Consider the following 15,140-nt stretch of genomic DNA (forward strand, 5'->3'; position numbering starts at 1 on the left):
CCCAGCTTTGAAAAGGATCAGAACCTATGCGCCAACTTAAGATCAGTAACAAGATTACCTCCCGCGAGAGCATCGCGCTGGAGAAGTACTTAACCGACATCGGGCGGATCGATCTACTGACGCCGGAAGACGAGGCCCAGCTGGCCGTCCGCATCCGCGAGGGCGACCAGGCCGCGCTGGAACGGCTCACCAAAGCGAACCTTCGCTTTGTGGTGTCGGTAGCCAAGCAGTACCAAAACCAGGGACTGAGCCTGGCCGACCTCATCAACGAGGGCAACGTCGGCCTCATCAAAGCGGCCAAGCGCTTCGACGAAACGCGGGGCTTCAAGTTTATTTCCTACGCCGTGTGGTGGATCCGCCAGAGCATAATGCAGGCCATCGTGGAATACAGCCGCCTGGTACGTATGCCCAACAATAAGGCCGCTGGCTATAATAAGGTCAGCGAAGCCATCGCCTCCTTCCAACAGAAATACGAACGGGAGCCCGAGCCGGAAGAACTGGCCGAAATGCTCAACGTGACGCTGGCCGACGTGGAACGTGCCCTGAGCGGCCGGATGCGCCATCTTTCTTTCGATGCGCCCGTGGCCGGAGACGATTCCGAAATCACCATGCTCGATACGCTGGCCTCGGATGGGCAGAACCACCCCGATGTGAAAATCATGCACGAATCCCTCTCCAAGGAAGTACTGGCCAACCTCAGCCTCCTCGCCCCCCGCGAGCGAACGGTGCTGGCCTGCTACTTTGGCCTCGACGGAGAGACCCAGCTGAACCTCGAAGAAATCGGGGAACGCTTCGACCTGACGCGCGAACGGGTCCGGCAAATCAAAGAGCGCGCCATCCGCCGGTTGCGGCGCAACCGGAACAACAGCTTGTTGAAAGGGTACCTCGGGTGATGTGGGATGTCCGATGGGGGATGTCAGATGGATGATGTGACGCGACACCGGCTTAAATGGATCCGGACCTCCGGTCCGGTTAGGGTGTGTGCCCGACCGGAGGTTCGGATCCGAGACAGCCTTGCTTAATTCGGCCGGCCCAGTTTACGGTTTTTGTAGCGGGGGCCCGTCAGTTGGGGTTGGCGGCTCGTGGGGTCGGCAGCAGCGGTCGGGGTACGCTTGCGGTTTTTGTAGGCGGGGCCCACCAGGGTCATTTCGCTGGTGCTGGCCGTTGCGGGGGATTTGTATCCGGCCCGACCAGCGGCGAGCGGGTTTTTGTAGCGGGGGCCAATAGCGGTGGATGGTGCTTCGGCCTGGGTGGTGGATGCGGGTTGCTCCGTCTGGGCGCTCACGGCGTGGGATGCGAGGAGCAGGCCCGCGACGAGCGGGAGGGATAAGAAGATTTTCATTTCAGCTCAGGTTCTATTCGGTTAAAAGAAATATAACAAGTCCATTGAGAGGCTCGTTCGCCAGAATGATACGATAGTAACAAAAAATGATAGTAATGCTTTCATTTTTACAAGTAGGTGACACAATCAAGCTCTGTGGGTGAAAAGGGTGAGAGGACCTGGGGAGAGTGGTTCCTGGAGCCACTGTTTCGGCCGCGCACCTTACCTTGACCGGCAAAGCGAAAAATCATGGCCAGGGGAAAAAGCGAAAAAAACGGGAAGCGACCGGGGCGGAACAAAATCGAAAGCATCCGGCCGGAGGGAAGGCGTGCGTTCCTGCAAAAAACGGGGCTGGCGGCCCTGGGCTTCGCAGCGGGTGCGGCCTACCTGGACGACGGTGGCTGGCCAGCCCAGCCCGTCGGTCCCCTGCCCGGTAAACACCCGGGCCTGATCGTGCTCAACGACAAACCCATCAATGCGGAGACGCCGCCGGAGCTGCTCGCCGATTCGCTGACGCCCAACGACCGCTTCTTCGTGCGCAACAACGGGGTGGTGCCGGCCAACTTAGACGCGACGAACTGGACCCTCACGGTAGGCGGCGAGGCCGTGCGGCGCGAAAAAAGCTATACCCTGACGGAGCTGAAAACTAAATTTCCCGTCGTTACCTACCACCTTACGCTGGAATGTGGGGGCAATGGCCGCAAGGAATTCAATCCGCCCGCTACTGGCAACCAGTGGGCTACCGGCGCCGTCGGCTGCGCAGCCTGGACGGGCGTGCGGCTGCGCGATGTTCTGCAGGACGTGGGGATTACCGACCGGGCGGTGTACGTGGCATACTACGGCAAAGACACCCATCTATCTGGCGATCCGGCCAAGGTGGTCATTTCCCGGGGCGTCCCGGTGGCGAAGGCCCTGGAAGAAGAAAGCCTCATCGCCTGGTCGATGAACGGTAAAGACTTACCCGTGCTGAATGGTTATCCCCTGCGGCTGGTCATTGGCGGCTACCCGGCCTCGGTCTCGGGCAAGTGGCTGGACCGACTGGTGGTCCGCGACCGGATACACGACGGCGAAAAAATGCTCGGCCAGTCTTACCGCGTTCCCTGCTCGCCCGTGCCTCCCGGCGCGAAGGTGGCCGACGAAGACATGTGCATCATCGAAGAGATGCCCGTCAAATCCCTGATCACCTTCCCAAAAACAGGGGCAATGCTGCGCAAAAGCCAAACCCTTCCGCTGGGGGGACACGCGTGGGCGGCCTCCAGCGGGGTGGCCCGGGTGGAGTACTCCATCGATTTTGGGGCCACCTGGCAGGCCTGCACCCTGGCCCCGGCGGCCAACCGCTACGCCTGGCAGGACTTTAGCGCCCGGATTTCTTTCCCCTCCGCAGGATATTTCGAGGTGTGGGCGCGGGCCACCGACGGGGCTGGGGTGGCCCAACCCATGCTCGTCCCCGGATGGAACCCCCGCGGCTACCTCAACAACGCCTGTCATCGGATTGCTGTAAAAGTCATCGCCTGATGCTCCCCAACCAAAGCAATTTCAACCTGCTCATCGGGCTGCTCAATGCCTTCGTGGTGGTGGTCATTTTGGCGATGATCCAATTGCTGCTCGGCGATTCCCTGGCCGCCTGGTTTGCGCCCGCGCCGGAGCCCGTCGTCGCCGTTTACCGGCCGGGAGCGGGCGGCGGCACGCGTGCACCCGACCCCGCAGAGCGCGTCGAGAATGGCCTGCACGTAGCCACCGGCCTGGTGTACGCCGAAGGCTTTGAGATTGTCCGCGGCACCTGCACCGCCTGCCACTCCGCCCAACTCATCACCCAGAACCGCGCTACCCGCGACGGCTGGGAACAGATGATCCGCTGGATGCAGAAGACCCAAAACCTGGGGCAACTGGGTGCCAACGAGCCCATTATTCTGGACTACCTGGCGGCGCACTACGCCCCAGAAGCGATCGGACGCCGTGCCAACCTCGACGTAGAAGCGATCGAATGGTACCTGCTTGAGTTGGAGTGAGGATGTTTGATGTCGGATGTCAGATGTTTGATGTCTGATGTTGTACCGAGGATTGTTGGGACAGTTCATCAATGTGTAGCTATTAAACTACAAACTACAAACTATGAACTATGAACTATGAACTATGAACTATGAACTATGAACTATGAACTATGAACTACAAACTCTCACCCGGGGGTAAAAACCGTCAGGAGGTCGCTACCAATCCATTCATGGCGGAGCGCTGCGGCGGAAGCGGGGAGCTGCGGTGCGGGCAGGCCAGTACCGAAGCGGTGGGGGGTAGTGAAGACGCGGGCTTCATCCCAGCACCCGGCGGTGCAGAAGGCCTGAAGGAGTGCGCTGCCGCCTTCGACGGTGACGTGGCCAAAGCCTCGCTCGTACAACTTGCCCAGCACCTGCGCCAGCGCCCCGGTGGATAAATCGGGTCCGATGGCGTACTGCGTGACTTCGAGCGAGGGACGCGGGAGGCCGGAAAACAGCAGGGGAGACGGTCCTTCGCCACGGAAGATGCGTTCCCGGCCCGTGGTGCGGTCGCGCGGGTCGACGATGACGGGCTGGGGGTGTGGGCCGGGGAACAGGCGGGTGGTGAGGGCGGGATCGTCTTCCACCACGGTGCGTCCGCCGACGAGGATGGCCGAGGTATTCGCCCGCCAGCGGTGGACGAGGCGGCGGCTGATGGGATTGGTGAGCCAGTACTTTTGCTGGCGGTTGGCCGGGCGCAGGAATCCGTCGGCCGACTGCGCAAACTTGAGCAATACGAAGGGCCGCCCGAGCTGGGTAAAAACCCGGCGGTGGGCATTGGGGGCCAGGGTTGGGGCAAACGCCGGGTACTCCCGCACGGTAATGCCCGCTTCGCGCAGTAGGGCAACACTTTGCCCCCCCGCCCCAGTGGTGGTGTCGCGCTGGGCGAAGACGACGGTGGGGATTTTTTCGCGGCGGATGACGTCCACACAAGCCCCCGTGCGGCCGGTTACGTAGCAGGGTTCCAGGCTGATGTAGAGTGTGCTGGCGGGAATGAGCGGCCGATCGGCGGGGCGCACGCTGGCCAGGCAATTGACCTCGGCGTGGGCTTCGCCAGCCCGCTGGTGGTAGCCCTCGCCAATAATTCGGTCGGCATGAACGAGGACGGCACCGACGCGGGGATTATCCCGCACCCGGGCATCGGCCAGCTCGGCCAACTGGGCACAGCGGAGGAGATAGTCCTGATCGGTCATAACGCGGGTTCAGCGTTTGAAAAGGGACGGCGGGCGCGGACCATCTCGCGCTTACCCGGCGGGCCGGGGAGGCCTTCGACGATAAAACCCACGGATTTGAGGTTGCGTTTGAAGGCTCCTTTGGCGCAGTAGGTCACCAGAACGCCCCCCGGCGCGAGGGCGGCGAAGCAAATGGCGAGAGCCTCCGGCGTCCAGAGTTCGGGCTGGCTGCTGGGCGCGAAGGCGTCGTAGTAAATCAGGTCGATCCGGCCCAGGGGCCAGGCCGTGGGGAGGCCGGCCAGGAAATCACCCTCCCATTTCCAGAGCTGAAAATTGGGGTCCAGGGTAACTTCCTGGCCCCAGGGAGCGTCGTGCAGGGCCAGGAAGTCGGCCCTGGGGAGATTCAGTAATTCGGGGTAGTTGAGGTGGGCGGCCGTGGCGCTGGGCAGGGGAAAGCGTTCGCAGGCGTAATAGTGGATGGCCGTACAGGGGAAATGAGTGGCTACCTGCCGGGTGAGCAGGGCGTTGAGACCGGTGCCAAAGCCCATCTCGAGGATGCGGAGCTGCGGCGGCCCTTCCCCCAGGCGGTCCCAGAGGCCCGCGTCTAAGAAGACGTGACGACTTTCCTGAATGGCCCCGTGGCAACTGTGGTAGGGGACGCCAAAGGGCTGGCTGACGATGCTGTGGCTGCCGTCGCCGGTGGTCAGTAACACCGTTTCCGTACTCACGCTGCGCGCAGTTCGTCGACGCGAATGTCCAGATGCGAAGCATCGTAAACGCAAACGCCGCCTTTGATGAGCAGGGCCTGGGGCGACTCGTGGGGAATCTCAAATGTATCGGCAATGAAATTACTCACTTCGCGGTAGCGGATCAGGTCCAGGTAGTAGGTTTCTACCGTATCTGGTTCGAGATCCCAACCGAGTTCCAGGCGGTGTTTGGCCATGGAACTGATGGGGCAGCGGGTGCTGTGCTTAAGAATGAGACAGGGCACGACGCGGCTGCGCTCAATGAGGTCGTGAACGTCACTGACGGAAGTGAGAGAATGCCAATGCATGGAAAGCGGGTTCAGTTTGCCAGCGGCCGGAAACGGAATCTGGAGCTACTGCGGGCGGCGGGTTCAGGCGCTGGGCGGGGTAGCAGCAGTTCCGGTTTAGTCCACTAAAGCAGGTTCAAAGCAACTGAAACACAATCTGCAAAGAATTCGTTGAGGGAAAAGTTGGTGGGGCAGCCCATCCCGCGGTTGCAGGAGCTCAGGGTGGAGAGGGCTACGGCAGCCATCACTACCAGGGTACGGGAGTTGCGAAAAGAAACTTTCATGGGAAATTACGATAACTGGAGTAATCTGAAGAAACGGCCAACCCTGCCTGGGGCGGCGTTGTTAGGACCGAAAACGTACCGCGGGGCGGTAGTGTTGCGCCCACCGGCAAATCGTTTTTAGAAGTGTTGGTGAAGCGCTACATTTGCGCCCGCAAAGATAACCCACTATGGCCAGAAAAATTGCCCTCCGTGACGCGCTCCGCGAAGCGATGATTGAAGAGATGCGTCGTGACGACAAGGTTTTCCTCATGGGTGAGGAAGTAGCCCAGTACAACGGTGCTTACAAAGTCAGTAAAGGGATGCTCGACGAGTTCGGTCCCCGGCGCGTTATCGACACCCCGATTGCCGAGCTCGGTTTTGCGGGCATTGGCGTTGGCGCGGCGATGAATGGCCTGCGGCCCATCGTGGAGTTCATGACCTGGAACTTTGCGGTGCTGGCCTTCGACCAGATCATCAACAACGCGGCCAAGACGCTTTCGCAGAGTGCGGGGCAGTTCAATTGCCCGATCGTGTTTCGGGGCCCGTCGGGTTCGGCGGGGCAGCTGGCGCAGCAACACAGCCAGACTTTTGAGAGCTGGATGGCCAACACGCCCGGACTGAAAGTGATTTCTTGTGTACACCCCGCCGATGCCAAAGGCTTGCTGAAAAGCGCCATTCGCGATAACGACCCGGTGTGCGTAATGGAATCGGAATTGTTGTATGGCTACGAAGACGAGGTCCCCGAGGGAGAATACCTGGTACCGATCGGTAAAGCAGCCGTGCGCCGGGAAGGGACGGACGTGACGCTGATTGCCTACAATAAGATGGTTCTCGTTGCCCTGGAAGCCGCCGAAGAACTCGCTAAAGAAGGCATCTCTGCGGAGGTCATTGACCTGCGGACGATTCGCCCGCTCGACCGGAAGACGATTGTGGAGTCCGTCAAGAAAACGAACCGTGCGGTAGTCATTGATGAGGCCTGGCCCTTCGCTGGCGTCAGTTCGGAGATTGCATATGAAATCCAGAAATCGGCCTTCGATTACCTGGATGCTCCGGTCATCCGGGTGAACAGCGCCGATGTTTCCCTGGGCTACGCGCCCACCCTGGTGGAGGAATTCCTGCCCAACCCTACGAAAATTATTCGTGCGGTAAAGGAGGTGGCTTACGTGAAGTAGTGGCTGGTCCGCTGTTGCTGCTTTCCGCCGGAGCCCAAGTGCCCTACGCGGGGAGAGGTAAAGGGGGGGAATCCTTGGGTAAGTCTTCGCGGCTTGTCTACGGATCCCCCCCCTGCATTATAGCTACCTGGCGCTGATCATTTGAGCCGTTTTGATCAGTCCGATCATTTCTGCGCGGTAGCCATTGGGGTCCTTTCCCCGGGCATTTTCAGCGAGTTCGAGGCAATGTTCCCAGGTAGCATCCCCGAGGTATTCACTGCCAGCGAGAAGCATGGCAAATTCTGCTACGGCGGCTGACCAGCGTAAGTCAGCGGAGGGTTTTTCCCTTCGTTCGTTGCGTTTGGTGATGGGGTGGACTATTTTCTGGGAGGCTCCCACTACATCTGGCTTATAGCGCAGGCGTAGTTCTCCGATGCTTTGGTAGTTGGCAAAGTCCGGGGCAGGCACCAGCTCGTATAGAACGGTAACGTTGTGTCCAGCACCCATTTCGGCAGCGTCCTTGGTGTCATCATCAAAATCCTCCTGGTTGAGCAGGCGGTTTTCGTAGCCGATGAGCCGGTATTCAGCTACTGCGTTTTTCTGAAATTCGAGTTGGAGTTTGACATCTTTCGCTACGGTGTAAAGGGTTCCGCCGAATTCCTCAACCAATACTTTATGGGCCTCGGCGGGAGTATCGATGTAGGCATGGTTACCGTTGCCTTTGTTGGCCAGCAATTGCATGGTGCCTTCCTGGTAGTTGCCAGTGCCGAAGCCGAGCACCGTGAGGTAGATGCCTGTTTCTCTTTTTTCTTCGATGAGTTTCACCAGCTCATTTTGGTTGGTGATGCCGACGTTGAAGTCGCCATCGGTGGCCAGAATGATGCGGTTATTACCGCCGGCAATAAAGCTTTCTGTGGCCACCTGGTAAGCCAGCTGGATACCGGCACCGCCGGCCGTAGAGCCCCCTGCCTGAAGATCCTCCAGCGCATTGAAGATAGACGCGGCATTGGACGTGGGTGGCAACACCAGGCCAGCGGCACCGGCGTAAACGACAATGGATACTTTATCGGAAGGCCTTAGGGACTGGGCCAGCAGGAGCAGACTCTGTTTCACCAGGGGCAATTTGTTGTAGCTCGTCATACTGCCCGATACGTCGAGCAGGAAAACCAGATTCGAGGGGGGGATTTCCGCCGGAGCCAGGGGCATCGTTTTTGCGCTGATGCGGAGGAGTTGATTGTTGGAGTTCCAGGGGCAGGTCATCAACTCGCTGCGAAGCGCAATGTCGCTTTTGGAAGATGGGTTGGGGTCCTCATAGGGGAAGTAGTTGATCATCTCTTCGGACCTTACTGCATCGGCCGGGGGTAAGGTGCCGGCATGGAGAAAGCGGCGGACGTTGGCATACGCCGCCCGGTCCACATCGGTAGAAATCGTGGAGGTATTTTCCTTCTGGGTAGCAATGAATTTGTTGGGAAGGATTTCATTGTAGGATTCTCTGCTTTCGGGGTCAGTACGGTGGCTGTTCCCCGTCGCCGGTTTTGGACCTCTGCGCTTGCGGGAGATACTGCTGAGGTCTTCCTGGTGGACAACCGCAGCAGACATTTCCCTTTTTGCCGTTGTACCGTAGCCCGTAACAACTACCTCCTCGAGCAACACCTGACCGATCATAACAACCCGAATCAGGCTATCCCCGACCAGGTAATCCGCATCCTGCGTTACGAATCCAGTGTAAGAAATGTTGAGGCGTACCTGTTTTGCGGGAGCCAGTCCGCAGAGCGAAAATTTGCCGTCCCGATCGGACACCGCCCCCGAGTTAGTGCCTTTGAGGAGAATACCGACGCCAATCAGGGGAGCGCCGGAATCATCTACAACTATCCCGGAAATGCAGTCAGCCTGGGCAGAAAGTTGCAGGGTAAAAAAGATGGCCAGGAGGGGAAGAAAGTGCTTCATACCAGTGGTTTTTTCATTTGGATGAACGCTGAAGCATTTTTGCATACATCCCTCAGAAAAAAAGATCCCCGTTCATTCGTGCGAAAAAAATGGAAGCGGGCTCCAACGAAAATTATCTCGTTCCGCAGAGTAACGCGAAGCCGCTGTGGGACGATAAAGTGGCACACTGTCTCCTGCATTTACTATTCGCTGTACACCCTGCCCCCAGGCGTCCCCGGCCTGAAGCAACTAAAGTTATATGGCCAACGCGCCCCGTTGGCCCGATCATTGTATTCCTATCCCATCTATCCCATTCCAACCGAGATTTTCATGAACTACCTGCTCATCGGGGGCTCCCCCATCTACCAAACCGGCCTGTCCCAAATTCTCCAGCGATGCCTGCCTGGCGCCCAGCGGCGTTTACTGCCCTTCGGGGCGGTTCCCGAGGGAGCTTACGATTTGGCCATCGTGGTCATTGGCAACCGGCCGGCCTCCGCCGTCCTGGAAGTACTGCGCAAAGGACTGAAACCCACCATTCTGCTGGGCAGCTACCAGCCGATGACTGCCGTAAAGCGCTATTTCAAGGCGGGCGCGGTGGCTTACCTCTTACAAGGAACGCCCTCGGAAAGCCTCTGCCAGGCCGTCGGCTGCGTCCGGGAAGGCAGCACTTTTATCGATCCCACCTTGAGCGCGGCGTGGCTGGGCCGGCAGCGCGGAGACTACCCCCAGGGCACCACCGAGGCCCTGACCAAGCGCGAGCGGCAGGTGCTCGAACTCATCGTACAGGAACACACCACCGACGAAATTGCCGGGCAACTCTTCGTCAACCGCTGCACCGTGGAAACCCACCGCTCGCACATTCTTCAGAAGCTGGGGGTCCGGAATACCGCCGGCATCGTCCGGGAAGCACTGCGGCGGGAGTTGGTGGGGTAGTTTTTCAGTGCATAGTTCAGTAGTGCGTAGTGAGCCTGTTCATCTAAGGATGTCTGCTGAACTATGAACTGCTGCATTATTGAACGCTCTCCCCTACCCCGGGCGGTAGCTCCCTTTCCCCCGTTTACCCTTTACCCATTACTCCACTCATGGAAAACCATGATTTTTCAAAATCCGGGTTTCTAAGGATTTTTTGAGGGGGATAAAGCGGCAATTTTACATCGTCAATCCCACTCCCAAAAACACATGCCCAGCGTACAAGATAATGTCAGTGCCCTCCTGGGGGTCGTCAGGGGCTATCTCCAGGACCGCCTCAATGAGATCCAGACCTGGGACCTGAACCGCGTCCTGATCGGCAACATCGCCCGGGCCGACTCCCTCGGCACGGCCACCGATGGGACGGAGCACGCTTTGAGCGATGCGGTAGTGCTCACCCTCGTCAGAACCGAAGAAGACCCCACGCGCAAAAACCAGCGCAACTACCGCGCCAACCCCCTGGCTACTGATGCCAGCGACGGCATTTTGTACCGCAACCCACCCGTGGGCCTGAACCTCTACCTGCTCATCACGGCCAACCACCAGAACTACGCCAATGCGCTCGATATCCTTTCCAACGTCATTGCCGTCTTCCAGCAGCGCAAGAACCTGACCGACGACGGGGTGGTGACCTGGCCAGCGGGCGTGCTTTTCGGGGAACGGAGCCTGAAGTTCAACCTGCTTTCGCCCACCTTCGAGGAAGAAAACCACCTGTGGAGTATGCTGGGGGGCAAGCAGTTGCCCTCCGTGCTCTACATGGTCCAAACGGCCAACGTCGAGATGGTCCCCGACCAACCCACCGTGGGCCCGCCCATCAACCAGATCACCCTCAACGAAAGCATTTACTGATGGGCTTCCAGATCGGCTACCGCAAACTGCTCACCCTCCGCTGCTGGCACCCCACCTACCTGGGGCGGATGGCGGGAAAAGTCCCGCACGACGGCAGTGCCCTGACCATCGCCGAGCGGCAGGACTACCTCCGCTACGACCTGCGCAACCTGCTGGATATTTTTCCGACGGCGGCGGGCGCGGCCACCCTGCAGCGCTTCAACCTCCGCTGGGTAACTTCCACGTTGGGGGGCTGGCTGCTGGCCAAAGACACCTTCACGCCGGTTGAACCGGGCCTGCGCCTGCAACTCGGGGTGGCCCTGCGCGACCCCGGTTTTGCGGCCGCCACCGATTTTGGCATCAGCAGCCGGCAGGGTAAGCTTTTTTACCTCAGCAACGCTGGAGCAACGCCGGCGGCCCAGCACGACCTGACGGCCGGCGACCTGCGGGCCATCCACTTTGAAAACAGCCAGGCCCGGCAGGTGCGCCTGAACCAACTGGCCCCGGGTACCGACGGCCAAGTGCAACTCCGGGACCCCTTACTGGCTGGCAATCCCGTCTTGCGTACCCTCCCCGTGGGCGGCGGCGCGGCAACTACCGACCATTACTTGCTCGAACTGCCCACGCTGGCGGCGGGCCTTTACCGCTTCACGGGCACCAACATCGACAACCAAAACCTGGTGGTGGGGCTGACCGACCGCCCGGAACTCCTCGGCGTGATCGACCTGCAACTGGCCGGGTGGGTAGCGGCGGCCTGTGACCTTCATTTCAAACCATCTCCCAACCCCTAGCAGCTATGGCTAATTACCCCATCCCCGGCGTCTACGTCGAGGAAATATCCACCTTTCCGCCTGCGGTTGCGGCCGTTGAGACGGCCCTGCCAGCCTTCCTGGGCTACACCGCCTTTCGCCGCAATGCCGCTGGGGCAGACCTGGGGCAGACCACTCCGCAGCGCATCGGTTCCCTGCTCGAGTTCGAGGCCCGCTACGGGCGCGGAGCCACGCCCACGGTAGGCAGTGTGGAGCTGGACGAAACCGGCGCTTTCCTCCGGGCCAGCGTCAGCCAGCGCTTTTACCTCTACGATGCCGTCCGGCTCTTTTACGCCAACGGTGGCGGCGATTGCTTCATTGTTTCCCTGGCCGACGGCTTTCCAGCCAACCCGGCGGTGGCCGACTTTACGGCCGGCCTTACGGCACTGGAAACCTGGGATGAGCCCACGCTCGTGCTGGCACCGGATGCAGTATCCATCCCCGAACCCGCAGACCCTGCCGCCTTCAACGCCTACTACGGGCTGGCCGACCAAATCCTCACCCACTGCCGCACGTTGGGTGACCGCTTCGGGGTGCTCGACCTGCTGGCCAATGACCTCACCGGGGCCGACTTCCGCAACCAAACCGGCACCAACGGCCTCAAATACGGCGCCGCCTACACGCCCTGGCTGGAAGCGGCCTTGCCCAAGACCCTCTTCGCCAACGACTTCGGTAACGTTTTTGGGCGCCGGGGCGCAGGTGCAGGGTTAGGACTGACGGCAGTGTTGACCGACGTTGCCCCTGCGCTGGTGGCCGCCGTAGCCGCCGCCACAACGCCAGAAGCCCGCCAGGATGCGGAAAATGATCTCCTGCAAAGCTCGGGCATTTACAAGGGCATCATGCGCGGCCTCAACGCTACGCCCGTGGCCGTGCCGCCGAGTGGTGCGGTGGTCGGTCTTTACGCCGAAACGGACCGCAACCGGGGCGTCTGGAAAGCCCCCGCCAACGTCAGCATCAACGGTGTTGGCCGACCCAGCCGTGCCTTCACCGAAAGCGAATTGGGCAACCTCAACGTGGATGTCACCTCCGGGAAATCCATCAACGCCATCCGCTTTTTCACCGGCCGGGGCACCCTGGTGTACGGTGCGCGCACGCTGGCCGGCAACGACGGCGAATACCGCTACGTGAACGTCCGCCGCCTGATGAACATGCTGGAGGAGTCCGTTAAAAAAGCCACCGAGCAATTCGTCTTCGAGCCCAATGATGCCAATACCTGGGTCCGGGTACGGGGCATGATCGAGAACTTCCTGACGCTGCTCTGGCGCGACGGTGCCTTGCAAGGGGCCCGGCCCGACCACGCCTTCCGGGTAGCCATTGGCCTGGGGCAGACGATGACGGCCCAGGACGTAGTCGATGGCCGCATGATCGTCGAGATCGCCGTAGCGCCCGTACGCCCCGCTGAATTCATCATCCTCCGCTTTATGCAACACTTACCCACCAGCTAAATCATTATCCCCATGCTTGCCAACCTGAGAGTTCCCGGTGTTTACGTCCAGGAAATCCGCACCCTCCCCCCCTCGGTGGCGGCCGTGCCCACGGCCATCCCCGCCTTCATTGGCTACACCGAGATCAGCACCGACGGCTTTGGGGAAAGCCTGGTCGACCGGCCCCAGCGCATTGAAAGCCAAAAAGATTACGAAGCCATCTTCGGCTACGGTCCTCGCCCCACGATCACCTCGGCTACGCTGGATGCGAACAACAACTTCATCACGGCCGACGTCAACATTCCCTTCCATCTCTACGACGCCATCCGCCTTTTCTACGCCAACGGGGGTGGAGAATGCTTCGTCTGTTCCACTGGCAACTACGCTGGCGGGATCGACCCGGCAGACTTCACCGGCGCCGGCCGGGCGCTGGCCCAGATTGCCCTGGTGGATGAGCCGACGCTGCTCCTGTTCCCCGACGCGGCGGCGCTGACGGCGGCGGAACTGGCGGGGATCCAGCAAGTAGCCCTGGCCCAGTGCGGTGCCCTGCAAGACCGCTTTACGGTGTGTGACTGCGTAGAAACCGATACCCTTGGCACGAATTTCCGGGACGAAATCGGCACCAACAACCTAAAGTACGGTGCAGCGTATACGCCCTGGCTCAGCGTTCGCCTGGAACGGGGCATCAACTACGGCATGCTCCGGGGCATGGCGCTCAACGGGCCAACGGGACCCATCGCCGGCGGACTGACCAACGCCGGGCTCCAGAACAACGATGCCAACGTCGTCAACCTCCTGGCCCGCTACGATCTAATTGACGACGTAGACAGTGCCTACCGCGACTTCCGCGCCGACCCTGCGGGCGTTGGCGCCGACGAGACGGCATTGACAACGGCCATTTCCGACTTGCACGACGCAACGGATGCGGACGCGGACGGCACGCCCGTTACGGTAACGACGCCCCGCGATGCTTTCCTGGCGGCGTTGACGGCCTACACGGGCATTGACGACACCGACCCTGCCCAAGCGGCCGGCATTCCGGCGGCGAGTGGACGGCTGAGCGAAACCCACGCCGCCTACCGCACTGCGCTGGAGGCCGCCTACCAGCCGGAGGCCAACCTCCGCAATCTCTTCCCGGCCTACCGGGCCATTGCCGACGGCATCAACAATTTGCCACAAGCGACGCCGCCTTCCGGGGCCGTGACCGGGATTTACGCCCGCACCGACGCCCAGCGCGGCGTGTGGAAGGCCCCCGCCAACGAAAGCCTGAACGGCGTTTTGGCCCCGGCCGTCCGCTTCACTACGGCCCAACTGGGCAACCTCAACATCCACCCCGCCGGGGGGAAATCCATCAACGCCATCCGGTCTTTCACGGGCCGGGGCACCCTCGTCTACGGCGCACGGACACTGGCGGGCAACGACAGTGAAAACCGCTACGTGAACGTCCGCCGCTTGCTCATCTTCCTCGAAGAATCCATCAAAAAGGCGGCGGAGCAATTCGTCTTCGAGCCCAACGACGCCAATACGTGGATCCGGGTGAGGGGCATGATCGAAAACTTCCTGGAGCTCCAGTGGCGGGCCGGTGCCCTGCAGGGAGCGCGGGTCCGCGATGCCTACCGCGTAGCCATCGGGCTGGGCACGACGATGACGGCCGACGACGTAACGAGTGGCCGCATGATCATCGAAATCTCGCTGGCTCCCGTCCGACCCGCCGAATTCATCATCCTGCGCTTCTCCCAGCAGCAAGCCCAATCCTAATTTGAAAATCCCCTTTTGCCATGGCAACATTACCCTTACTGAAATTCAGCTACCTCGTGGAGTGGGGCGGCGAGCGCGTAGGCTTTACCGAAGTGACCGGTATTGAATCCTCCACCGAACCGATTGAGTACCGCGAAGGATCCACCCCGGTAGCCTCCAAGCTGAAAATGCCGGGAATGATCACGTACAGCAACATCACGCTCAAGCGGGGCACTTTCGCCCAGGACTCTGAGTTCCACCGCTGGTTTGCGACCCACCAGTTCAACAGCACGGAGCGGCGCGACCTGACGATCAAGCTCCTCAACGACGCCCTGGAGCCGGTGATGACCTGGCGGGCGATGAACTGCTTCGTGGTGAAGTACACGGCCAGCGAGCTCAAAGCCGACACCAACGAAGTGGCCGTAGAAGCCATTGAGGTGGCTACCGACCGCATGGAACTGATGGAAAACTAAAAGC

16 protein-coding genes are annotated in these 15,140 nt (G+C 60.5%); 10 read left to right on the forward strand and 6 right to left on the reverse strand.

The features are described 5' to 3' along the window. The first annotated feature begins 26 nt into the window (after positions 1-26). Positions 27-893, forward strand: a complete 867-nt coding sequence (locus tag H9S92_RS03590) for a sigma-70 family RNA polymerase sigma factor (RefSeq protein ID WP_187465349.1) — start codon at positions 27-29, stop codon at positions 891-893. A 125-nt stretch (positions 894-1,018) separates the two neighbouring features. Here the strand turns inward: H9S92_RS03590 and H9S92_RS03595 are convergent, their stop codons facing one another. Next, entirely contained in the window at positions 1,019-1,342 is a 324-nt protein-coding gene (locus H9S92_RS03595) for a hypothetical protein (RefSeq protein WP_187465350.1), read from the reverse strand. Between the two features lie 228 nt (positions 1,343-1,570). Between H9S92_RS03595 and H9S92_RS03600 the strand changes: the two genes are divergently transcribed. Next, entirely contained in the window at positions 1,571-2,836 is a 1,266-nt protein-coding gene (locus H9S92_RS03600; protein ID WP_187465351.1) for a sulfite oxidase, read from the forward strand. Continuing rightward, entirely contained in the window at positions 2,836-3,330 is a 495-nt protein-coding gene (locus H9S92_RS03605) for a hypothetical protein (RefSeq protein WP_187465352.1), read from the forward strand. The genes H9S92_RS03600 and H9S92_RS03605 overlap by 1 nt, the downstream gene beginning before the upstream one ends. Positions 3,331-3,497: 167 nt before the next feature. Here H9S92_RS03605 and ribD read toward each other — a convergent pair whose 3' ends face one another. The 4 genes from ribD to H9S92_RS03625 all read right to left on the reverse strand — a co-directional run bounded on the left by ribD (position 3,498) and on the right by H9S92_RS03625 (position 5,840). Further along, on the reverse strand, positions 3,498-4,544 hold the full coding sequence (gene ribD, locus H9S92_RS03610) for a bifunctional diaminohydroxyphosphoribosylaminopyrimidine deaminase/5-amino-6-(5-phosphoribosylamino)uracil reductase RibD (RefSeq protein WP_187465353.1): 1,047 nt from the start codon (positions 4,542-4,544) through the stop codon (positions 3,498-3,500). After that, the gene (gene mnmD / locus H9S92_RS03615) at positions 4,541-5,251 is read right to left on the reverse strand and encodes a tRNA (5-methylaminomethyl-2-thiouridine)(34)-methyltransferase MnmD (protein WP_187465354.1); all 711 of its coding nucleotides are present in this window, start codon (positions 5,249-5,251) and stop codon (positions 4,541-4,543) included. The genes ribD and mnmD overlap by 4 nt, the downstream gene beginning before the upstream one ends. Then, complete coding sequence (ytxJ, locus tag H9S92_RS03620; RefSeq protein ID WP_187465355.1) at positions 5,248-5,577, reverse strand: bacillithiol system redox-active protein YtxJ; 330 nt, start codon at positions 5,575-5,577, stop codon at positions 5,248-5,250. Before ytxJ ends, mnmD begins: the two co-directional genes overlap by 4 nt. Positions 5,578-5,681: 104 nt before the next feature. Continuing rightward, on the reverse strand, positions 5,682-5,840 hold the full coding sequence (locus tag H9S92_RS03625) for a hypothetical protein (RefSeq protein ID WP_187465356.1): 159 nt from the start codon (positions 5,838-5,840) through the stop codon (positions 5,682-5,684). 167 nt (positions 5,841-6,007) lie between these two features. On the opposite strand from H9S92_RS03625, the gene H9S92_RS03630 reads away from it, so the two are divergent. Continuing rightward, positions 6,008-6,991, forward strand: coding sequence for a pyruvate dehydrogenase complex E1 component subunit beta (locus tag H9S92_RS03630; protein ID WP_187465357.1), 984 nt, complete (start codon positions 6,008-6,010; stop codon positions 6,989-6,991). A 123-nt stretch (positions 6,992-7,114) separates the two neighbouring features. Here H9S92_RS03630 and H9S92_RS03635 read toward each other — a convergent pair whose 3' ends face one another. Continuing rightward, a complete protein-coding gene (locus H9S92_RS03635) occupies positions 7,115-8,917 on the reverse strand; it encodes a vWA domain-containing protein (RefSeq protein WP_187465358.1) in 1,803 nt (600 codons plus the stop codon). Positions 8,918-9,226: 309 nt separating this feature from the next. On the opposite strand from H9S92_RS03635, the gene H9S92_RS22620 reads away from it, so the two are divergent. The 6 genes from H9S92_RS22620 to H9S92_RS03665 all read left to right on the forward strand — a co-directional run bounded on the left by H9S92_RS22620 (position 9,227) and on the right by H9S92_RS03665 (position 15,136). Further along, entirely contained in the window at positions 9,227-9,829 is a 603-nt protein-coding gene (locus H9S92_RS22620) for a response regulator transcription factor (RefSeq protein ID WP_290283562.1), read from the forward strand. 246 nt (positions 9,830-10,075) lie between these two features. Continuing rightward, positions 10,076-10,714 carry a DUF4255 domain-containing protein gene (locus tag H9S92_RS03645; RefSeq protein ID WP_187465359.1) on the forward strand — a complete coding sequence of 213 codons (639 nt, stop codon included), beginning with the start codon at positions 10,076-10,078 and terminating at the stop codon, positions 10,712-10,714. After that, positions 10,714-11,484 (forward strand): hypothetical protein, encoded by a 771-nt coding sequence (locus H9S92_RS03650; protein ID WP_187465360.1) that lies wholly within the window; start codon positions 10,714-10,716, stop codon positions 11,482-11,484. The genes H9S92_RS03645 and H9S92_RS03650 overlap by 1 nt, the downstream gene beginning before the upstream one ends. A 5-nt stretch (positions 11,485-11,489) precedes the next feature. Further along, positions 11,490-12,947: a phage tail sheath family protein gene (locus tag H9S92_RS03655; RefSeq protein WP_187465361.1), complete on the forward strand. Its 1,458-nt coding sequence runs from the start codon at positions 11,490-11,492 to the stop codon at positions 12,945-12,947. 12 nt (positions 12,948-12,959) lie between these two features. Beyond that, the gene (locus H9S92_RS03660) at positions 12,960-14,684 is read left to right on the forward strand and encodes a phage tail sheath family protein (protein ID WP_187465362.1); all 1,725 of its coding nucleotides are present in this window, start codon (positions 12,960-12,962) and stop codon (positions 14,682-14,684) included. A gap of 20 nt (positions 14,685-14,704) precedes the next feature. After that, the gene (locus tag H9S92_RS03665; RefSeq protein WP_187465363.1) at positions 14,705-15,136 is read left to right on the forward strand and encodes a phage tail protein; all 432 of its coding nucleotides are present in this window, start codon (positions 14,705-14,707) and stop codon (positions 15,134-15,136) included. The last annotated feature ends 4 nt before the right edge of the window (positions 15,137-15,140 follow it).

It is taken from the genome of Neolewinella lacunae, assembly GCF_014349155.1.
Lineage (GTDB): Bacteria > Bacteroidota > Bacteroidia > Chitinophagales > Saprospiraceae > Neolewinella > Neolewinella lacunae.